13 protein-coding genes are annotated in these 21,168 nt (G+C 54.3%); 7 read left to right on the plus strand and 6 right to left on the minus strand.

From position 1 onward, the window contains the following. Window positions 1–285: 285 nt before the first annotated feature. The 6 genes from ACR0AW_RS09085 (at window position 286) to ACR0AW_RS09110 (ending at window position 12,915) form a co-directional block, all read left to right on the plus strand. A complete protein-coding gene (locus ACR0AW_RS09085) occupies window positions 286–2,061 on the plus strand; it encodes a type I secretion system permease/ATPase (RefSeq protein WP_170732645.1) in 1,776 nt (591 codons plus the stop codon). Between the two features lie 39 nt (window positions 2,062–2,100). Next, on the plus strand, window positions 2,101–3,432 hold the full coding sequence (locus ACR0AW_RS09090; protein ID WP_170732646.1) for an HlyD family type I secretion periplasmic adaptor subunit: 1,332 nt from the start codon (window positions 2,101–2,103) through the stop codon (window positions 3,430–3,432). A gap of 321 nt (window positions 3,433–3,753) precedes the next feature. Then, the gene (locus ACR0AW_RS09095) at window positions 3,754–4,416 is read left to right on the plus strand and encodes a hypothetical protein (protein WP_170732647.1); all 663 of its coding nucleotides are present in this window, start codon (window positions 3,754–3,756) and stop codon (window positions 4,414–4,416) included. 308 nt (window positions 4,417–4,724) lie between these two features. Beyond that, entirely contained in the window at window positions 4,725–7,619 is a 2,895-nt protein-coding gene (locus ACR0AW_RS09100; RefSeq protein ID WP_170732648.1) for a hypothetical protein, read from the plus strand. A 355-nt stretch (window positions 7,620–7,974) separates the two neighbouring features. After that, window positions 7,975–10,569, plus strand: coding sequence for a hypothetical protein (locus ACR0AW_RS09105; RefSeq protein ID WP_480438937.1), 2,595 nt, complete (start codon window positions 7,975–7,977; stop codon window positions 10,567–10,569). 432 nt (window positions 10,570–11,001) lie between these two features. After that, window positions 11,002–12,915 (plus strand): heparinase II/III domain-containing protein, encoded by a 1,914-nt coding sequence (locus ACR0AW_RS09110; RefSeq protein WP_480444191.1) that lies wholly within the window; start codon window positions 11,002–11,004, stop codon window positions 12,913–12,915. A 204-nt stretch (window positions 12,916–13,119) separates the two neighbouring features. On the opposite strand, the gene ACR0AW_RS09115 is transcribed toward ACR0AW_RS09110, so the two are convergent. The 6 genes from ACR0AW_RS09115 to ACR0AW_RS09140 all read right to left on the minus strand — a co-directional run bounded on the left by ACR0AW_RS09115 (window position 13,120) and on the right by ACR0AW_RS09140 (window position 19,948). After that, complete coding sequence (locus tag ACR0AW_RS09115) at window positions 13,120–14,037, minus strand: lysylphosphatidylglycerol synthase domain-containing protein (RefSeq protein ID WP_170732651.1); 918 nt, start codon at window positions 14,035–14,037, stop codon at window positions 13,120–13,122. Between the two features lie 4 nt (window positions 14,038–14,041). After that, on the minus strand, window positions 14,042–14,875 hold the full coding sequence (locus tag ACR0AW_RS09120; protein WP_170509141.1) for a class I SAM-dependent methyltransferase: 834 nt from the start codon (window positions 14,873–14,875) through the stop codon (window positions 14,042–14,044). Window positions 14,876–14,888: 13 nt separating this feature from the next. Continuing rightward, window positions 14,889–15,860 carry a glycosyltransferase gene (locus ACR0AW_RS09125; RefSeq protein WP_170732652.1) on the minus strand — a complete coding sequence of 324 codons (972 nt, stop codon included), beginning with the start codon at window positions 15,858–15,860 and terminating at the stop codon, window positions 14,889–14,891. Window positions 15,861–16,069: 209 nt separating this feature from the next. After that, entirely contained in the window at window positions 16,070–17,746 is a 1,677-nt protein-coding gene (locus ACR0AW_RS09130) for a glycosyltransferase family protein (RefSeq protein ID WP_170732653.1), read from the minus strand. Next, window positions 17,739–18,725 (minus strand): glycosyltransferase family 2 protein, encoded by a 987-nt coding sequence (locus tag ACR0AW_RS09135; protein ID WP_480444193.1) that lies wholly within the window; start codon window positions 18,723–18,725, stop codon window positions 17,739–17,741. The genes ACR0AW_RS09130 and ACR0AW_RS09135 overlap by 8 nt, the downstream gene beginning before the upstream one ends. Before the next feature lie 281 nt (window positions 18,726–19,006). After that, window positions 19,007–19,948, minus strand: a complete 942-nt coding sequence (locus ACR0AW_RS09140) for a LysR family transcriptional regulator (RefSeq protein ID WP_480438941.1) — start codon at window positions 19,946–19,948, stop codon at window positions 19,007–19,009. Between the two features lie 148 nt (window positions 19,949–20,096). Between ACR0AW_RS09140 and ACR0AW_RS09145 the strand changes: the two genes are divergently transcribed. Then, a complete protein-coding gene (locus ACR0AW_RS09145; protein WP_170732654.1) occupies window positions 20,097–21,104 on the plus strand; it encodes a TAXI family TRAP transporter solute-binding subunit in 1,008 nt (335 codons plus the stop codon). Window positions 21,105–21,168 lie beyond the last annotated feature (64 nt).

The raw sequence follows: 21,168 nt of genomic DNA on the forward strand, positions 1-21,168 counted from the left end.
TGTCAGATCATTCCAGCGCATTGCGCGTAGGCTCCCTGTCCCATCCCCCTGACTTGGGACGCTAATTCAAATACCGCCGCATTCCCAAGCGGAAATTGCAACCGCCATGCCGCTGATGATGCAAAGGGGTTTCACCCACCGGTACCGCATTTCGGGGCACCCGGCTTCGTCAGCTCGGTAAACAACCGGCCAAATTCGTCAATTGAATCAAAGTGTGACAAGCCCTTGGGGCATCGGCGGCTGGTCTCCAAGTATCACCCACAGAGTTTTTATTGGGAGCCAGCTATGTCAAAGCATTCATCCGTTCATCCACAACTTGCCAGCGCCCGGCGCGCGCTGAGGGGCAATCTGATTGCCACCGGCGTTTTCAGCGGTGTTGTGAACCTATTGATGCTGACAGGGCCGATTTTCATGCTTCAGATCTATGATCGCGTGATGTCTAGCCAAAGCGTGAATACGCTTGTCGCGCTCAGCACACTTGTCGCCGGTCTGTACTTGTTCATGGCCTTGATTGACGGCGCGCGGACCCGTGTGCTGGTTGCCATGGGGCATCGCTTTGAACAAAGGCTCGCCCGCACAGCGTTTGATTGCACTTTGTCCGAGCCGTCGCGCAACCGTCCGGGTGGCAACCCTGCGGCGGCAATTCAAGATGTCGAAAAAATTCGCGGTTTCCTGTCGGGTCAGGGTGCCGGAGCTTTGTTCGATCTGCCGTGGATCCCGGTCTATCTGGGATTGGTTTTTGCCATGCACATGTGGCTGGGTATGGTCGGTGTAATTGGCGCGCTGGCATTGGTTGCCATTGCCATCGTTACGGATATCAAGGTCCGCGCTGCCGCGTGCGTTCAGTCTGAGCATTCAGCCAAGCGCAATCGTCTGGCAGAAGCCGGCCGCCGGAATGCCGAAATGGTTCGCGCGATGGGGATGCAGTCCAATCTTGGCAAGACCTGGCAAGATGTGAATGATCTCCACCTTGGTGCGAGTGCTAAGGCGGCCACTACTGTCGGAGTGTCTGGTAGCTTTACCAAGGTGTTCCGCCTGGCACTTCAGTCCGCCGTTCTTGCGGTCGCCGCTTATCTTGCCATCCATGGACATATATCGGCTGGCTCAATCGTTGCGGCATCGGTCATCATGTCCCGTGGCTTGCAGCCTATCGAGACTCTGGTCGGTAGTTGGCGCAATCTGGTTGCTGCCCGGCAAGCATGGGCTCAGCTGAAGCAAACTCTTTCTGGTGACGAAGCTGACCGTCGTATTTCCATGCCCAAGGCACAGAAGTCGCTGACCGTTGACGGCCTGATCGCTGCCCCTCCGATGGCCACTGCCGCTGTTCTCAAAGGTGTTGGTTTCGATATGAAAGCAGGCGAGGCACTGGCTGTGATTGGGACGACCGGCAGCGGAAAATCAACCTTGGCGCGCACACTTGTTGGTGCATGGTCGGCGGCCAAAGGCAGCATCAGTCTCGACGGTGTGCCGATCGACCAGTACCTGCCTGAGGAGCTTGGCCCCCAGATCGGCTTTCTGCCGCAGGATGTTGAGCTCTTTGACGGAACGATCGCCCAGAATATCGCGCGTTTTGATCCCGAGGCGACGGACGAGTTGGTGATTGCCGCCGCCAAGGCAGCGGGTGTTCACGAACTGATCGCTAGCTTCAAAGACGGCTATGCCACCTCGGTTGGCGAGCGTGGCGCGGCCTTGTCCGGTGGTCAGCGACAGCGTGTTGCCCTTGCACGCGCGCTTTATGGTGATCCATTTCTGGTGGTTCTGGATGAGCCCAACTCGAATCTGGATGCCGTGGGCGAGGCTGCACTGAACCATGCCATTCTCGCCGCCAAGGCACGCGGGGCAATTGTGATCGTCATCGCGCACCGGGCGAGCGTGCTGGGTTCAGTCGACAAGATTCTGATTATGGAAGACGGTCGCGCCGGAGATTTTGGTCCTCGTACAGAAGTGATGGAGCGGTTGCGTCAACGCAATCAGGCCGCCGCCGGAGCTGCACAGCCTGCCGCTGAACAGAAGACCGTCGAACAACCCCAACAAACAGAAATCGTTGCCGCCACGGGCTGACCCAGGCCGGCGCTGTAAACAGAATGAATGGAGGAAGTCATGAATACCAACAAGAATTCCAACACGAAGACCGAAGGGTTTAGGGATCGTTCTGCCCGATCCATCGGCTTTGGTCTGGTCGCAATTGCAGTGCTCGCCATAGGATTCGGTGGTTGGGCGATGAAAGCCCCGATGTCCGGGGCGGTCGTGACGGCTGGTAGTGTGGTGGTCTCGTCCGACCTCAGAGCTGTGCAACATCCCGACGGAGGTATTGTCGGCGCCATTCACGTCAAAAACGGAGATAGGGTTGAGGCTGGCGATGTTGTTCTGACACTTGATGATCAGCTGTTGTCAGGCAGCCAAGCCTTGGTCGATGACAGGCTCGTGGCGCTTGAAGCGCAGTTAGTTCGTCTGACGGCCGAGCGCGATGGTCTGGACGATCTCGTACTGTCCGAGGAGCTTGCGGCCCGAAAAGACGAAGACAAAGTTGACCGCGCACTCGCAACGCAGCGCGCGGTGATGGAAGCACGTCGTCTGTCGCAGGATGGTGAAGTCGCGGCCTTGGAAGAGAAAATTGAACAGGCAGAGCAGGAAATTGTGGGCCTGGAGGCGCAGCGCGAAGCTTCCGAAGAAGAGATCAAACTGATCGACAGCGAATTGGAGGGTCTGACGCAGCTCTTTGAAAAGGGTTTAGTACCTGGTGCCCGGGTGACGACTTTGCAGCGTCAAAGAAGCAGTCTTGTCGGTAATAGTGGCGGCCTGACCTCTCGGATCGCAGTCGCCCGTGGTCGTATCAGCGAGACGCGTATCCATATCCTGCAACTGGAAAAGACCTTCCGCGAGCAGGTGATGAACGAGATCTCCTCGCTGGAGGTCGAACTGGATGGCTTGAAAGAACGTCGGAGCGCGGCCGCGTTGCAGTTGGCGCGGGTTGACCTTCGGGCTCCGGCGGATGGCATCGTGCATGAATTGGGGGTGCATACAGTCGGCGGCGTAGTGTCTCCGGGCGAAACGCTGATGCAGATCGTGCCCGAGGATGACGGGTTGGTGGTGACCGCTAGTGTCATGCCACAGGACATCAACAATGTCGCCTTGGGCCAGGCTGCGAGCGTGATGATCGGGGCGTTCGATCAACATGTTGCCCCTCGGTTGGATGGGCACGTTGAGTTTGTCTCGGCTGATTTGAAAACAGATCAGATGACTGGCTTACCCTACTACGAGGCGCGGGTTGCTCTAAGCGAGGAGGCTGTCGGACTTTTGTCTGACCGCCAGTTGAGCCTGCTGCCGGGTATGCCGGCTGACGTCTTCATCGAAACCGGCGAACGGACACTGTTACAGTACCTTCTTGATCCTCTCAGTAAGCAAATCCGGACCACGTTCCGGGAGGTCTGATCGATCCCATGATGTGAGCTGCCCAATAGGAAGAAACAGCTAAAACCAGCGCCAGAAATGGCGCTGGTTTTTTCGATCCTGAAGGCGAGGAGGGGCGTTGGTGGTACCTGAGCGGGTGCTGGTTAACATCTTGGAGGCGCTCCTGTGTGAAAAGAGATGATGCCCGGCTTAAGAGCCTATTTTTGTCATACTTTGTAACAATTTAACCCCTTTTTCGCGTTGTAATGAAGGGGCCGGATAACCACCTTTTTGTTATACCCGAGGAGGAAGTTTCTAAGATTTTTTGGGTGCTAAACAAAGTGTGTAACAAGGAGAAATACAATGAAACATGTAACCGCTACGAGCTTCGAGAAAGCCAACGACGATGTCATCGCCGTGCCCCCGATTCAGCCTTTTCCAAAGTGCGGAACCGAGGTGCCAAACGATGGTGAAGACCTGGTGGCTGTAAATCCGTTGCCGATTGATCCGCTGGTTGCCGATCCCATCGAAGATCTGGTTGCCGTGAACCCGCTGCCTTATGGTGCGGTTCCTGCCGGTGAAGGTGACGACGTCACCGCAGTTTCCCCGATCATGCCTGACCCCCGGTGTGGTACCGAGGTTCCGCAGGATGGTGAAGACCTGATCGCAGTAGCCCCGCTGCCTTATGGTGCGGTTCCTGCTGGTGAAGGTGACGATGTGACCGCAGTTTCCCCGATCATGCCTGATCCCCGTTGCGGCACCGAAGTGCCTCAGGACGGTGAAGATCTGGTTGCAGTGAACCCGCTGCCCTTTGATCCGATCGTTCTGGATCAGGGTGATGACGTCATCGCTGTACCCCCGATCCTGCCGCTGCCCAAATGCGGCACCGAAGTACCGGAGGATGAGTATGACCTGACGGAAATGGCGCCTCCGCCGCTGTGCGAAATCGTACCGACTGCAGGCGGCGAAGACATCTGCGGAACCCCCGTTCCGACCGACAGCTTCTTTGTCGATATGGTTGCCTAAGTGGGGCGAAAACTCAGCGATCATCTATCGCTGCACAACCAAAATCCGGGCGTCTTAGTTCCTGTTGAAACGGACGCCCGGGCAAACAAAGGGAAAACCAAACTCACCGGCTGGGGCCTGAAACAGGCGCTAGCCGGATTGCTGGTTTTCTCAGGCCGTGGATTCCATTTTTGTCATACTTTGTAACAACTTAACTGGCTTTCACCTGTTGAGATCAACAGCCTGAAAAACCACATCTTTCCTATGATCTGTGATGCGTATGGGCCCGAACCTCGGGTGTCGACCATCCAGGAAACAGGAGGAAAGACATGAAACATGTTAGCAAATCAAAATTCCAGCCCAACTCGGCGAGCACGCTCAAAATATCGGTTGGTCTTGGTGAAACGGATGACGATCCTATCGTGATCCCGCCGGTTAGTCTGCTGTCGGAAGAAAGCAGCGAATTGCAGGACTACGTCTGGGAAGATTCAGCCTCGGACGACGAGACTGTGGCCAGCAACAAACCTGATATTCCCGTCTGGACCGGTGGTAAATCACCTGGCGATGGCCACAGCGGTTGGTGGGATAAATATGGGACCCATCTGCATGACACCAGCGGCACCTATGTCGGCCGCGATGTCAAAGCCCGTGGTGAATACAATATGGCCGATGGTGAAGTGAGTTTTGAAAACCTGATGAGCCGCATCTCAAGCGGGCCAAGCAAGGGCACATATATCTACACCCGTATCGAGGGGAATGATGGAGATAACGTCATCCACGGTTGGAACCCCGAAAACTGGGATAACTATGATGGCGGCACCTCGATCAAGAATTACTATTCCAACTATCATCATCGGGACAATATCTCGGGCGGTGACGGAGATGACATCATCATCGCCTACCGTGGGAACGACCAGTTGTTCGGTGATGGCGGTAATGATGTCATCTATGGTGGCGGTGGCCACGACTACATCGATGGAGGTGAAGGTGATGATCAGCTGTTCGGCGAATCCGGCAACGACAAGACCATTGGCGGCGGAGGCAAGAACATCCTTGTTGGCGGCGAAGGCGATGACATCCTGATTGCCGGGAATGAAGGCGACAAACTGTACGGTGGTACTGGTAACGACCTTCTTGTCGGCGGTGACGGTGATGATGTCCTGTTTACCGGGCATATCGACGAAACCTCTGCCGACACGCTATACGGTGGAAAAGGGGCCGACACGTTCGTTATTGGCTCTGTGCCTGAACCAACAACTCATGATCCCAACCATAACCAATCGAATGGTCTGGGCGAAGAGTGGCTGGAAGAGACAGGTAATCTGGCACTCGCCAAGATGCTGCCGGGCGCGAAGCTGTTCATCAACCTTGCCAGAGGCCTGATCGACGGGATCAAGAACATGTTCAAGACCGAGGAGCAGGTTGTCGAAACCGTCAACCCGCCGAAGGTGTCTCTGGTCGAGATCCTCGACTTCAACCCGCTTGAAGACAAGATCATTGTACCAGTCAACGTGGAGGGGCCAGTAACGCTGGACCTGCAGGCATCGATCGTTGATGGCGCGGCATTCGATCTGGTCGCGCTTGATCCGGCCGACAACAAGTTCAAGGTGATTACAACCTTCTATTGGGATGAGGCGTCGAACATCTTTCCGGGCGCAACAAGTATCTCGCAGCAGAACACAGATGCCTTCATTCAACGGTTGAAAGAAACTGCTCTGATCACGGGGCCGGATGGTGCGCATTATGGCTTGGGCCAAAAGATCGACCTTGGCCTGAGCAGTGAAGACCTTGCAGGTCTTGGAACCAGCAAGTTCGTCACATTCGGGGCGTTCGGCGGTGTTTCGATGGTCGGCTTTCATGACGAGGATCGTCAGTTGGGAACAAACCACAACGACGTTCTGCAAGCCTATACGTCCGAGCGCGATACCCACGGCGGAAACGAGGCCGAAATCCGCAATGACGGCAATGATGTTCTCTACGGCTTTGGCGGTGACGATATCATGGCTGGCGGTGGCGGCTTTAATAAGCTGTATGGTGGAGAAGGCAATGACACGGCCTGGTATGGTGACAGTCTGAGCGGCATCTATGTCGACATGAACAACAAGGCGGAAGATGCCAGCGGTGAGTATTACTGGGCCTGGCATGGCAACAGCGCCAATCCGTTCGATCTCAATGACGAGATTCGCGACAAGGAAGGCTATGATCTGCTCTGGAGCGTCGAGAACATCTATGGCAGCGACCATGATGATGTGATCATCGGCGACGACGGCGATAACGTCTTCACCTCGGGTGATGGCAAAGACGTGCTGACCGGTAACGGAGGAGCTGACACCTTCATTCTGAACGGCGGCGAGAACACGATCACCGATTTCGATGCCAATGAAGGCGATCGGATCGAGATCGATCTAGACGCTTATGGGATGACCGGTTGGTTTGATCTGGATCACCGCATCGAAAACGGCCAGATCGTGCTGTTCAACAAGCTGACAGACGAGATCATCGTGCGCTATGACGATGACGGGAACGGATTTGACCCGTCATACATCGACCTGCGCAGCTTGGTTGGCAACGATGAAGAAGGCTATCAGGTTGTCTACGAACCGCCCTTTGGTGCAAACACGCTGGAGTGGTTCGAGAAGTATGGCAACCGGATTGATGCCGAGGTCGGCGAAGAGCTCGTTACCGTAGATGGCACCGATAGTTGGGACTACATGATCGGCGACACCGGCAGTGGTGGATTGACCCTGAATGGTGGTGCTGGTGATGACTACATTGTTGGCGGTGCGCTCAATCAGTTCGCTACTCTGAACGGCGGCGACGGCAATGACACCATCGTGATCCGCAAAGGCGCGATGATCACCAATGCAAATGGTGGAGACGGCGACGACGTCATCATCCTTGATGCAGACCAGTCTTCAGAAGCCGGGTTTGCCAATATGTTCGGTGGCGAAGGCAGCGATACTTTTGTCATCACCGGCCCGGGCAGCCAGTATGGTGGTCAGGTGATCCGGGATTTTGAGGCTGACGACTCGATTGTTATCGATCTGGAAGGGTTCGGGATCTCGTCTCTGGATCAACTTCAGATCGAATGGCGTTCCAGCACTCACTGGGTCACGGCAAATGGCCAAAAGGTGATCAGCGTACAGGGTGTTGATGAGCATTTCGATGTCATGCAGCACATCAGCGAGCTGACGGCTCAGCAATCACAGGATTGGGGTCTCTGATCATCGCCTGATTACCAAAAAAACGCCTCAGCCGGTCTGGATCGGCTGAGGCTTTCTTAACATTTCGATCTGGCAATGATGCAAAGTTAATTATTGCGACATTCCAAATTTGGCGAAGACACGCGCAACTGCACCGATCTTTTGCTCAAACCCCGCTATAACCTACTGACGTACAGCGTTTTTTAGCGCATCAAAGGGTTGGCCTAGGCCCGCATCCGCTCAGATTAATTCGTTAATGAACTCTTAACGTATCCTGAACTTCTGACTTGTTACGCAAGTTGGGCCTGAATTCATCGGGCTAATAAAGCCGAAATACTTGGGCTGAAACAACGACAAGATGGGAGTCTGTTTCAAGATGAGTAATGGAACATATGAAGAATTTCGCGACGCTTTGCGCGCATTTGAATCTGGTTGGGATCGAGATCGATACGACGCAGGAATCATTCAGGATTGGCAGCTGAACCAATGGGCCGGAGGGGCCGTTGCTGACTTCTATCCAAGCTATTCCAGCTGGTCTGATCTAAGCAGTGATGAATGGGACGCGATGTCCTATCGCTCGATGAACTCGCTTGGTTTTGTTGGATATCAGTTCGGCGAGGCGCTGTTAATTGACCTCGGGTATTACACCGATGATGTCTATTATGGGAATGGCGCGGCTTCGAACACCTGGGATGGCACATGGACCGGTAAGAACGGGGTGAATTCGCTGGCAGAGTTCACAACCGCCGAAGCGCAGGAGCGCGCGATTCAAGAAGCGTTTGGCTACAATCTTCAAGTCATCGAAACCGGGCTGGGCTATCAGGGAGAGAGCCTGTCCGACTATCTCGGCACGATACGCACTTATCTGGACAATGGCCAGGCCGTCTCTGTCACGCTCAGTCTCACTGGCATAATGGCCGCCGCGCACCTGCGGGGGGCATGGGGTACGTTGGCTCTGCTTCAGGGTGGAAGTGTATCCACCGATGAATACGGTACTTCGATCCTGCGGTATGTCTCGCAATTCGGCGCTTTTGACGCGCCAAGTATCGAAGACGCTATCAAGGTATACACCGACGGTGTCTTGCCCACGGATACAAATGGCGGCACCGATAACGGGAATACGTCGCCGCCCGTTGTCCCACCGGTGATACATCCGGAACCCATGGCACCGACCGGCAACGGGACTGCTGACGCCACAAAAGATACTGCGGATGTGGTGATTAACTGGGCTTGGGGCACGAATGCAACGATCCCGGATTTCGACCCTACGACCGATACGATCTTCATCGCATGGGTCGGTGCAGACGCGTTGGAGGTTGCCGAGGTTGATGGCGCGGTTGTGTTCTCGATCCCGTCCAATAACCAGGCCACGACCCTCAGCGGTGTGACACTTGCTGAGCTGAGCCCGGCAAACTTCACTATTCTGGACAATACCGCCGCAGCTGAAGTGCTTGGTCAGATAGGCACTGATGGTTCAATGCCGACCGGCGGTGGTGATGGTGGCGGAGATGGTGGTGGCGGTGGCCATAGCCACCAACATATGCACGTTATGCTGGGCCTTGCCAGCGAGGCACAGACGGTCGAAGGCTTCCTGCCCGCGATGGGAGATGTCATTGAAATCGGACCGGACATTGGGGCTGATAACTTCTCGATTTTCGAAGAGAGTGGGGACGCCCTGGGGCAGACCGTTAGAATTGAGCTGACATCGGGCAATGTAACCAAGCAGGTCGTATTCACGGGCTTTGGCCTGTCTGATCTTTCGCTTAGCAATTTCTCTATCACGGATCAGACGGTGTTGAACGAAGTGTCCACAGCTTTGGGGCAAGTTATCGTCTCGCCGGGAGACGGAGAGGGCTATGACCTCAGTTATGATGCAGACGGGTCAAACCCGCCCGCGATTACCGGCAATACAGACACGGGCGGGGTGAAATACCGGGCCGATAGCAACGCTGACGACATAACCGGATTCCGCCCCGGTGTGGACGAGTTGGACTTTGGCGGTACGTCGGTTCACGGCATGATCGTCACCAAATCCAAGGCCGGCGAGATTGTTATCGACAGCCCATGGTCGGACGCGGCGCAAATCGTGCAAGGTGTCACCTTCCAGGACGTGACCATCGACAGCTTTGGTGTGGTCGGCAACGAACACCTCCGTCAGGATATGGGCGGCGTTCTTAGTTGGGAGCAGGGCGTAGGACCTCGCGATGCTGACACAGTCTATGTTCGCAGCCACGAATATGGCGTGCACGAAGTTATTGACGGTTTTGATCCTTCAACGATGAAGATCAGCTTTCTGTATTTCGGAACCCGCGAGCGGCTTAGCGTCGAGGACAGTGGCGATGGTCTGGTGATCTCATCCTTGCCGACCGGACAAAGCATCACGCTGACCGGCGTGACCAAGGCTGACCTGATCCCGGGTCTGGTCGAATTCCATTTTGATCAGGTGATGGAAGACAATCTCGAGGTGCCATTTGGCTTTGACCAGAACGATGTGACGTTGGTTGATCGCACCATACTGCTGACCCCACAGGCTTCTGTCGGGGCGACGACAGACGGTTATCAGACACGGGTCGGAGATCTGACAGGGGGATCGACCCAACCAGATATCGGTAGTGGAACCAACGAACCCGGAAACAGCCACACACCAGGAGTTGTGACCTTCGGCGCTGAAGCGGATGTGGCAGAGCTTACCTGGAACTGGGGGGTAAAGACCCAGATTATCGGTTTTAATGCCGATGAAGATATCATCGATTTCAACGCTTTGAGCGAAAGCGATGTGTCGGTCACCGAAATCGATGGCGATCTTATCTTTGAAGTTGTCGGAAATGGCGGCCATACCGTTACACTTCAGGATGTTCAGGCCGAGGATCTGGATCTTGGCAACCTGACGGCTGATGACTGGAACAGTGTTGCCGAAGCAGAAAGCGCCCTGACAGACCAACTTGAAGCGCTCGGCATGTCCATCGCCTGAGGCACTCCAATAAGTGGTTCCCGGTCTGCGCTAGGCCGGGAACGAAAACAAACACATGAAAATCGATGGGCACTGGCCTCGTTTCCGGTTCGGTTCCGTGATCAAGCCATGCGACCATAATATTAATGCTCGGATCGCTTGCGCTAGGTTCTCGTGGCTGGCTTTTTTATCGTTTTTCCTTCCGGCTCTACTTAAACAGTACTCCAATAGGCTGCCGGGCGGAGCGTTTAGCATATCAATTTGCTAAGCCAAACTAATCGGATGTCTTTGACAGAAATTGGCCACCGCTGCAGAGTCGGGTTGCAGGCGTTTCCAGTGCGGAAGAAACCCATGATCGCAACCGTTAGAAGTGTGAATCCGATTAAAGCCTTCTTTTTGTTCGTTTTGTCCTTCGCTTGTTTTTGCGCTACAAGCGCTTTGTCCCAAAACTCAGTGCCGCAAGTCGTTCTAACGGATGAGATCGTCCAGCGCATAGAAACACAGCGCGCAGCCGATCAGGTGTTCGCGGCTGACTATCAGGCAATGATTGACAGTGCAGAAGCGCATTTGCAGTCGCCTACTATTGTTGAGGCAGTTCGGAATGGAGATGGTCAGCTTCACGAAGCTTTTCGTGGATTTGGACAACGTCCGGTCGAACGCCTCACCACACTGGCTTTGGCTTGGCGATTGACCGGTGACAGTCGCTATGCCGATCGCGCCAGAACCGAGCTCTTGCAGTTTTCGGAACTGGAAACATGGCAGCCCGCACACTTTCTGGGATTAAGCCGTGTCACATTGGCGGTGTCGCTCGGATACAGTTGGATTAGTGACAATCTGGACGAAGAGGATCATCAGACTATTCGATCGGCACTTGTTGAGAAGGGGCTGAAAGAAGCCGCAAAAATCTACGATCTGGATACGCTCTATTATGATAAGGGTTGGATCGCCCCCCAACGCTGGGTGAACCCAGTGTCTGTTCCCGCGTCGCTTCCTGATGGGACGGCTACCGCAGATATCGCCTGGCCCGTTGCTTCCTTCAACTGGAACATCGTTTGCAATGCAGGAATGATCGTCGCTGCTCTGGTTGTGTCAGAAACAGAACCGGAACTGGCTGATCATATTATTGAGCAGGCTCAGGTTTCACTTAGAAATGGGTTGGCAATGTTTGCTCCGGATGGTGCATGGCCAGAAGGACCGATGTACGGGGCTTTGTCCGCCCGGGACGCGGCAGTATCGTTTGATGCGCTTGTTTCCGTCCTCGGGCACGATTTTGATCTTTCGCGAATGGTAGGTTTGGAGGAATTCGGGGAGTTTCTGATCCATGCGTCTGGACCAACTGGCATGCTGTTTAACTTTGGAGACAGCGATACAAGCACTGACCTTGTTGTGTTGACCTGGTTGGCGTCGCGGTTCAATCGCCCGGGCTACGACATTAAAATGAATAGCAAAATGCGGTCTTCCCATCCAGCATTCGAGCTGATCTGGCAGCAGCGACGCAATAGTGAACCAATCACTGCCCGATCAACATCCTATTGGTCTGGAGGGCTTGGGATCGTAACCATGCGGTCTGGTTGGAATGACCCTACGGCCAGCTATATCGGCCTCAAGGCTGGGCCGCTTAGCAGCCATCACAATGACCTTGATGCGGGCACCTTTGTGCTTGAAGCCGACGGTGTACGTTGGGGGGTGGATCTTGGGCTCGGAAATTACCAATTGCCCGGCTACTTTACTGACAAACGTTTTGACTATTATCGAACGGCCACGATCGGGCAGAATACACTGACCTTTGACATGGCAAATCAAATCGAAACGGGGCGGGCCTATGTTGAGGAGTTGGCGCAGTTTCCAGGTTTCGATTTTGCAATCGCCGATCTTTCAGACGCCTATGGAAAGCCCAAGGGAACGGTCAGACGAGGCATAGCTCTTGTCGATGGAACGACAGTGTTGGTTCAGGACGAAATTAGCCCTGATCAACGGGGGCGGGCGGCGTGGGCAATGCATACCGAAGCGCAGGTAACAGTTGATGGCTCCAAGGCCACGTTGCGTCAGGATGGGAAAGAACTAACCGCGCGCATACTGTCGCCGCCAAACGCCAACTTCTCTCAACTTTCAGCCAATCCTTGCGAAACGGCATTCAATTCTGAATGTGCGATGCAGAATCCGAATTCAAGCGTTACACGGCTCATGATCCAACTTGATCTTGATGAAAGCGACAAGCGTGAAACCATTGTCGTTACTTTTGAACCTGACGCACAGGCCGCAAACAAGCCGGTCATCCCGTTAGGTGAGTGGCGACTGAACGCGACCCTCTCGAACGATGTTGAAAAAAAGCACATTGATCGGTTGCCTGCTGAAAACTCACGATAGGTTTGGGTCAAACTTGAACGACCTCAACCCTGGCTTTAGGCGATGCTGGGTGCGCTCAAGGAATGTAGTACGCACCAGAAGTCGCACTATGTTTGGAAACGAATTGAAGACGGCACCCTAGCGCCTGAGACAGCGCATGGCGACCTTCAGATACGATAGACTCCGCTGCAAATTGTCTGGCTGACCCGATCCAAATTTTTAAACCTATACAGCTTCGTGCTCACCACTGCTTAGATATCGGCGCAGGGTTACGCCAAGCCCAAACACAGCTACATCCCCCAGAACCGAGATCGCGCGATGCGCGATCGCAGCGCTTAGACCGGCTCCTTGATCAGTGAAAAGGCCAAGTCCGAGAGCAATAATTCCATCTCGAATACCGATACCACCGGGTGCGCCTGGCATCAGGAAACCGATGACCCAGGCTGTTGAAAAGATTGCGATGCATTGCAATATACCGGCACCACCCTGAGGGTAGATCGCCCGTGCGACACACCAAAGTGACAAACCCAGCATCAAAAAGTTGAAGCTATGCAGAAACAACAGGATCAGGCATTTTGAAAATGTAAGTTTCGGTTTTCCCGCTTTGCGCCAAATCACAATCTGGCCAATCATTATGCAGGCCAGAATTCCGAAGAAGATGATTGTCATCTGTCCATCGAGCCAGGATCCTGGAAGGTCTGCAATTACTGCGGCGACAAGATCGGGCATGGTCAGGAGCACAATTCCGACGACCAGAGCACCGCTGGCGAGCAGAAAACCGATCTCGAGCAACAGAGATGACGCAATAATTGCGGATGGCACTCCATCACTCCGTGCGAGGGCGAAACGTCCCAAAAGGTGGGCAACATTGCCGGGGATGTATTTCCCGATCTGCGATACCATTAACTGACTTTCAGCGCGTGTGCGCGTTAGGGCAACGTCATAGATGTTTAGCGTCACCCCCCAAGCCACAGCACCTACGAGCTGCGACAGCACATAAAGGGTAAACCCACCTAGCAGTGCATAACGGGCGCGGCCTGACCCGAGGTCGAGCACTGCAATGTCTCCTGCGTGTCGAACCAGAATGATTCCGATGAAGATCAGGGCAGCAGCGGTGCCGATATAGCGCAGGGCGGTAGCCATGTGTTTACGTTTTGCGCGCCACTACAAGAAAACCATTTCCAAATTCGGTGTTAAGGAACGGGCGTTGTAGCTGGAAAAAAAGCCGCATGACCGTGACTGCGGGTATGGAAGAAAACACAGGCCAGAAGCGCCGCTCAATGGAACGATCGCTACCGCTCTCGTTGGTAAGGTCGTTCGCTGTTTTACCAGATTTGGCGTTGGTTTCTAATATCTGTCCATAGGCCCGAGCACGCCAATACTCCATAATATTGGCCAAAGGAAAACCGTAGCACTCAACAGTTTCGACGGTGAAGCCGGCGTCCTGAACCGAATGTACTAAAAGTTCTTTACTGTAGCGTCGAACATGCCCTGCCCAAACGTCGGCCGCATTCCAGCGGGATGGGTGCGCAGGCGTCGACAAGATCATTGTTCCACCGGGTTTCAGATAAGTTTGCCATTCTCTCATGGCCTCAATATCTTGCTCCAAGTGCTCAATCACTTCAAATGACATGATCAGGTCGAAGGAGTTTTTCCAGTCCGGGTCAAGCTCGGCAAAGAGTGTCATAGGGCTGGCTTGAGTGTTGAGTTTATCTGCCAGTTCAAGGGCCTGCTGCGAACGATCTACGCCATAAGCTTCAAAACCCTGTTCTGCCAGTTCTGACAATAGCGCAGCCGGTCCGCACCCGATGTCAAGCACTCTGCAAGGCATCAGATTTTTGAGATGCCGCATAACCCGATCACGCCTTAGAAGATACCGCGGCGCGGGCACCCAATTGGATTGCGGCAGTGCCGGGCCAAAGTGCCTGTGATAGATGGCAGAAGCACTATGCTCTGCGGAATTAATGGCGGTATCAGTCATGTCGACCACAGTTTTATCCGGCTTGAGGTGCACAATGAAACAAGTATCCGCAAAGAGTCCGCGCGATCTCATGCGGCTGGGCCATTTTCAGTTTGTCTTCAGGCATTACCGGATAGCCCTCGTGCCTCAATTCAGCGATGGCATCCAGCAGCGCTTCGGGATTTGAATGAGGGATAAGCTTCACCCCGAGAGCTTCGGTGCCGAAAGTTTCGATCATGGCAGGCGAGCTCCGGGTGATCACTGAACGCCCTGACAACAGCGCCTGATAAACCTTGTTCGGCACCACTGACGCAGCCTTGCCAGAGGCGCCAAAAATGCCGAGGCAAATGTCGGCATTTGAAATTGCCTCGGTCAGTTCCTCATAGGGAACCCACTTCTGCCAGGAGATATGCTTATGCTCCGCATCCACCAGAGCTGTCTCGAGCAATAGGCGCTCTTGCCCGGTGCCAATCAGGTGCCAATTGATATCGCGACCTCGACCCGAGGTAGCTGCCGTCAATATCGTTTTAAGCCCATGCAGCGGGATGAGCTGTCCATAAAACAACACTCTAGTGGGACCGTCGTGGCGCGCAGGAGGAGGCAGACGCTGGAAGGATCCCGGCTCAGCTCCCACCAGCACTGCTCCAATCCTGGATTCAGGCAAATTGAAGATCCGTGCAATATGCTCGGCATGCGCCTTCGTATCGAGCAAGACATGATGCGCTGCCCGGCAGGCCAGCCATTCAGTGACCCAAAGCATCCGGCCCGGCAGTGACTTGGCCCCAACCATACTTCGATCGTTAACGACAGTGTCGTAAAGCGAAAGGAACATGTCCCAGGTGATCTGCCGCCGACGTAGCAGGGCAAAGGGCCACAACACCAATGTATCGAGCGCGCCAAGATAGGGAACCATCACTGCATCATGACGAGGCGCACGCAAATAATGCAGGATCAGAAGCGGATAGGCCAAGAGCGCGCTGAACAACACTCGGATCATTACAGCCATGTTCAACTGGCTTTTATCCGCGTGTTTGGGCCAAATCTCTGTGTGGATTTCAATTACTTCTACGCCGAGCTCTTGCAATCCAGTTCGGAGAATTCGAGTACGCGGTTTGCTGAGATCATATGTTCCCCAAAAAATCACCCGCTTGTTGCCGGGCTCAGATGGTATCGGAGTGGTGCTGACCACCGGAGGGGAAAGAGGCATATCGGCATTCATGGCGAAAGCATCCGGAAGCCGGTATAAACCTCTCGATCCAAGCTTTCTGGCGCAACCGGAGCCACACCAGTATCCCAGATCAGCCTGACAGCAACACGTTTCGGTCCGTTGATTGTTACTGCCTTGGCCCCAATGCTAAGAATGTCTCCAGATGCGACGGCACTTGTATCAATCTGTACTGGCTGGCTGGTTTCGACCCGATACCTCCCGGGGAACGGAAGTGCCAATTCAACCGGTTCGCCGGTCAGCGTCATTGATCCTCCGGCAAGCCAAATCGATCCCGAATAGTGCACATATGACTCGCGTAATATCTTGTGGTCCTCAGGCAGCAGCACAGGCTCGGCTCCATTGGCCGAACTTGGGTCCATCGTCAGCGTCAGAGCAGTTTTGTTGGCGATAAGTAGAGGTGGCTGCTGTTCTGCGATGATTCTGGCAAATACGGGCTGGCCCGCCGCCTGATAGCGTGCAACGCCCCAGCCTGACATGAAGAAACCAGGATTCGGGAAACTTGCGATCATGTGGCTGTCATCAATATAGGCGACCTGATCTGGGAACAGGCGATGAATTTCCGCAATAGTGGCGCGTTGGTTTCCTGCACGATCTTGCAGTGCTAGGGCTGCCTGGACAAAAAGCCCCGCAAGCATCACCATCACCAGTTGTGCCGAGCGTCGTGATGATCCAAGCCTCTGTGCTCCGATCGCGACGGCTACCATCAGGAGTGGGGTAGCGAAGGGGTAAAAATAGACAAAGGCATTGCGATAGATCACCACCGAGAGGAGCGGTGCAGCAAAGAGCGCAATCAACAGAACCCGCCGAGCATTCCGACCGGCACACAGTCCGATCCCCACAAGAATGATCTGTGGGAGACTGAGCATAGCCCAACTCATGAATTCAGTTGATCGTGGGAATATGCCGCTTCTTAAAAGCGTCGTATTCAGCGCGTCCTTTGCATTGTTTGCCGTCTGGTTGCCTTCGGCGACGCGGAGGCCAGACGCATGCCAGAGGTAGAATGACACGCAAATGCCAGCCGCCAAGATACCCGTGATAATGATGCGCCGTACCGCTATTCGATCTTCGATCCTCCATATCAGCACGGCCAGAAATGCGGGCAGATAGAGTGCCGATTTGATCGTAACCAGTACGGCCAGAGCGCTCAGAAGCGCTGCCGCCAGTGTTTGCCAGACAGACAGGCGCGTGGTCAGCAAGATTGCAATCGAAGAAGTCAGTAACGCCGCAGCAATGGGATCGGCACGGAAACTGGCGCCATAGGCCAAAACGTAGCCCGAAGTCAGGAAACCCAGAGCAGCGATATCGGCAAATCGCTGTTCGGTAAAATACAGGGCGATACGGTGCACAGAAATTGTGGTCAGCCCGACGCATGCAACCATCACAAGCCGGGCTGCAAATATCTGTTCCATCTCATGACCCGGCAGCGCATCGAGCCATGTGAAACCATGCACGAAGAAGGTCTGCATTGGACGGTCCAATCGACCGTCGAGGAAGGCATGGACATGTGACAGGAAATAGAATTCGTCCCAATTCACATTGTGAGTATACGCCAGCACCAGCATAAACACGAAGACAACGACAATGCTCGCTCGTACCACTCGATCAAGAGTGATAGCCCCTACCAATCCGGCGTTTCGCTGATCGCCTAGCGCCGGATTATCCATTCTCTACCGCCCTGACCGGGTCGAGGGAAATTACTTCAGTAGGTCTAATCGGCGCGCGCAGCAACTCTCGGGCCCGGATGTCTTCCAGCAGACTACGGTTGGTGGCGATAAGATCGGCCAGGATACCAACGGCGAACAGTATCGTGGCCATTGCCAGCAGCACACCGGACAGAACCAGCGACTGAACATGCCCGGCCCCCCCGTCTGTCGCGTAATAATAGAGAAATCGCCCAACCCCGATTAAGCCAGGCAAGGCGAATACTGCCGAAAGCGTCAGGAAGAACTTCAATGGCGCGTAGATCACAAAAACGCGCAGAATAGTTCTTGCTGAGCGGGTGACATACTCTCCGATACCTCTGAACAGACGAGACGGGCGTGTTACCTTGTTGACCCGAACAGGCACCGAGGTCATCGGGATATGTTTGCGTCCGGCCTGAATGATGGTTTCCAGAGTGTAGGTATAAGTGTTGACAACACAGAGTCGGGCAGCGGCATCTCGGGAATAGGCGCGAAATCCGCTGGGCGCATCAGGGATTTCTGACTTGCTAGCCAGTCGCACGACCCAACTGCCCAGCCGTTGAAGGGTTTTCTTCAACGGCGAGAAGCCCTCGATCTCTCTGATCGGGCGAGCGCCGACCACGATTTGTGCCTTACGCTTCAGTATCGGATCAATCAGGGCGGGAATGTCGTCAGCGCAATACTGATTGTCTGCATCGGTGTTGACGATCACATCCGCGCCCAATGAAAGTGCATACTCGATGCCGGCACTGAACGCACGGGCGAGGCCGACATGGCTGCTCATTTCCAGAACGTGATCAGCTTTGGCGTTCCAGGCGACTTCAACGGTCCGATCGGTGGAGCCGTCGTCGATGACCAGTACTTCAACTTTACTGACGCCAGGAATCGATCGGGGAATTGCCGCGATCGCTTCGGCAAGGGTTTCCTCCTCGTTAAGCGCCGGTATTTGGACGACAAGCATCATGATCATGCCACATTGATAACTATTGAGTGCAATTACATTTTATTTTGGGACAAAATTGTGTCCAAAAGGGGTAATTGTTGAGCCATCTGAAACGGTTGAAACGCTCCTTTGAAACAATTCGTATGAATACTCGATGGTTGGTGCGTTATCGGTGTCGACCGAAAACTGCGTTACTCTAAATCCGTGAATTGCGACCAGCCGTCTTTCTTCTCAAATCAACTTGACGCTGTAAATCGCTTCGAGCGATCAAGAGATCAACTCATTGGGGCCGATCAGTTTTACTCACGCCCGGCCTGGAAAATCCATTCTGTGTGAGGATTCGCCTTCACGTCTTCCAACATTTTTAAGACCTCGGCTTTCCATCCAGCTTTGATCTTTAAAGCCAGTTGAGACGGCGGCCGGTGGTTGGGTTCAAGGATCGCGTATTCATATCTGAGCGGTTTCTTGAATGGCAAAAAAGCGACCTTTCCGTCGGACAGGTTCAATTCTTGCTCGGTCACGACGGTCAGCGGATCAACGATGCTGCAACATTGCCCGGAGCTGACGAAGGGGATGAGCGGCTGAAAATACTGGCAGGTCACTGTCGGATTGTACGCAGCACCGACCTCCTCGAATTCCTGCCGGATTTTGCGCTGGAATGGGTGTGACGCATGCAAGCCGCCCATGGGCGTATCGTTCAGATCAGACAGTGTCAGGCTCTTACGCGAAGCAAGTGGGTGGGTGCGGTCAATGGCACAGAAGCAATCTGCTTTGATTAGTTCGGCAGAGTACTGCGGTTCTTTGCCCGCTGAATGTTCGAAATCAGCAAATCCGAAGTCGATGTTCTGGGTCCCTGCAAGCTCCATAATCTGAGGTGAACTGCGGGTGGAAAGAGTGATGCGAATATCGGGGTTTTCTCCGACCGACTGGCTGATAAAACGCGGGAACAAAAAGGCGGACGGTCCGGGCATCGTTGCGATGTTCAGGCTGCCTGCATGCCCTTTGATCAACCCTTCCATTGTGCTGGAGATGGTGGCGAGACGGTCCAGAATGCCTGTGGTTTCGGCCAGAAGGTAGTGCGCTTCAGGAACCGGAACCAGGCGTCTTCCCTTGCGTTCAAACAGGGTCAGTCCCAGCGTTTTTTCCAGGTTTTTCAACGCAAGGCTAATCGCCGGCTGAGTGCGATTCAGTTTCTTGGCAGTTTGCGAGATAGAGCCGGTCTCCATCACTTCGCGAAACACTGTGAGCTGCATAAGGTTCATGGTTAATGTATAAATAAAACCTTAGTTTTGTGAAGTATAAAAAATTTGCATTTATGCGAATCGTCTCTACGCTGAGAAGATCGAATTCGGGAAAACCGAATCCAGCGATCCAACAACGGAGATGATTATGAAATTCGTGAAATGTTTGACCGGACTGGCCTTGGCAGGCGCGCTTGCCGCCCCTGCGCTGGCGCAGGATCCAACATTCTTCCGCATCGGGACCGGTGGCGCAGGCGGAACCTACTTCCCCATCGGCGGCACCATCGCCAACGGAATTTCCGCCCCTCCGGGATCGCGTCCATGTGAAGAAGGCGGCCAATGTGGCGTTCCGGGCCTGATCGCGATTGCGCAATCCACAACAGCGTCTGTATTCAACAACGCCGCAGTGCAGAATGGTGAGCTTGAGGCCGGTCTGGCCGCGGCTGATGTGACCCGATCGATGTATCTGGGTGAAGGCAAGTTCGAGGGTAAACCTCATCCCAACCTCCGCATCGTTGCAAATCTGTTCCCCGAGGACCTGCATCTCGTGCTGCCCGCCGGTCAGACGATCAACGACCTGGGCGATCTGGAAGGCAAACGCGTCGGTATCGCACAGGCCGGATCGGGTACGCAGGTTGCTGTTCTGCAGATGCTCGACGCCTGGGGTGTAAACCGCGACAATATGGATGAAGCCGAACTGAACAACAGTCAAAGCGCCGAGCGTTTGGCTGACGGTCAGTTAGACGCCTATTTCTACGCTGCGGGCTGGCCAGTTGCCGCGATGGTACAACTGTCGTCAACCAAAGGCATGAACCTGCATTCGTTCAGCGATGAAGATCTGGCCAAGATCAACGAGATCATTCCGGCCTATATTCCTTCGGCCATTCCGGGTGGTGTCTATGAAGGCATAGACGCGGAAACCAAGACCCCTGCGGTCAGTGCTATGCTGGTTGTGTCCTCGGATCTGTCCGAAGATATTGTATATCAGCTGACCAAAGCCCTGTGGAACGACAACACCCGCAAGCTACTGGACAACGGCCATGCCAAGGGTAAGCAGATCACGCTCGATACCGCGCTGGACGGTGTAGAGGCATTGGGTGTTCCACTGCATCCGGGTGCCGAGAAGTTCTACAAAGAAGCCGGACTTCTTCAGTAAACGTAACAGACTGAACTGTATCGTCGGTGCCCCTATGTGGGGCACCGCACACTGGAACTATGCG

Source organism: Ruegeria sp. C5, from assembly GCF_056537605.1.

Coding starts and splice junctions, on each gene's coding strand:
- ACR0AW_RS09105 (WP_480438937.1), top strand. CDS start 7,975: ATGAGTAATGGAACATATGAAGAATTTCGCGACGCTTTGCGCGCATTT.
- ACR0AW_RS09115 (WP_170732651.1), bottom strand. CDS start 14,037: ATGGCTACCGCCCTGCGCTATATCGGCACCGCTGCTGCCCTGATCTTC.
- ACR0AW_RS09145 (WP_170732654.1), top strand. CDS start 20,097: ATGAAATTCGTGAAATGTTTGACCGGACTGGCCTTGGCAGGCGCGCTT.
- ACR0AW_RS09120 (WP_170509141.1), bottom strand. CDS start 14,875: ATGACTGATACCGCCATTAATTCCGCAGAGCATAGTGCTTCTGCCATC.
- ACR0AW_RS09085 (WP_170732645.1), top strand. CDS start 286: ATGTCAAAGCATTCATCCGTTCATCCACAACTTGCCAGCGCCCGGCGC.
- ACR0AW_RS09090 (WP_170732646.1), top strand. CDS start 2,101: ATGAATACCAACAAGAATTCCAACACGAAGACCGAAGGGTTTAGGGAT.
- ACR0AW_RS09125 (WP_170732652.1), bottom strand. CDS start 15,860: ATGGCTGTAATGATCCGAGTGTTGTTCAGCGCGCTCTTGGCCTATCCG.
- ACR0AW_RS09135 (WP_480444193.1), bottom strand. CDS start 18,725: ATGCTTGTCGTCCAAATACCGGCGCTTAACGAGGAGGAAACCCTTGCC.
- ACR0AW_RS09130 (WP_170732653.1), bottom strand. CDS start 17,746: ATGGATAATCCGGCGCTAGGCGATCAGCGAAACGCCGGATTGGTAGGG.
- ACR0AW_RS09100 (WP_170732648.1), top strand. CDS start 4,725: ATGAAACATGTTAGCAAATCAAAATTCCAGCCCAACTCGGCGAGCACG.
- ACR0AW_RS09095 (WP_170732647.1), top strand. CDS start 3,754: ATGAAACATGTAACCGCTACGAGCTTCGAGAAAGCCAACGACGATGTC.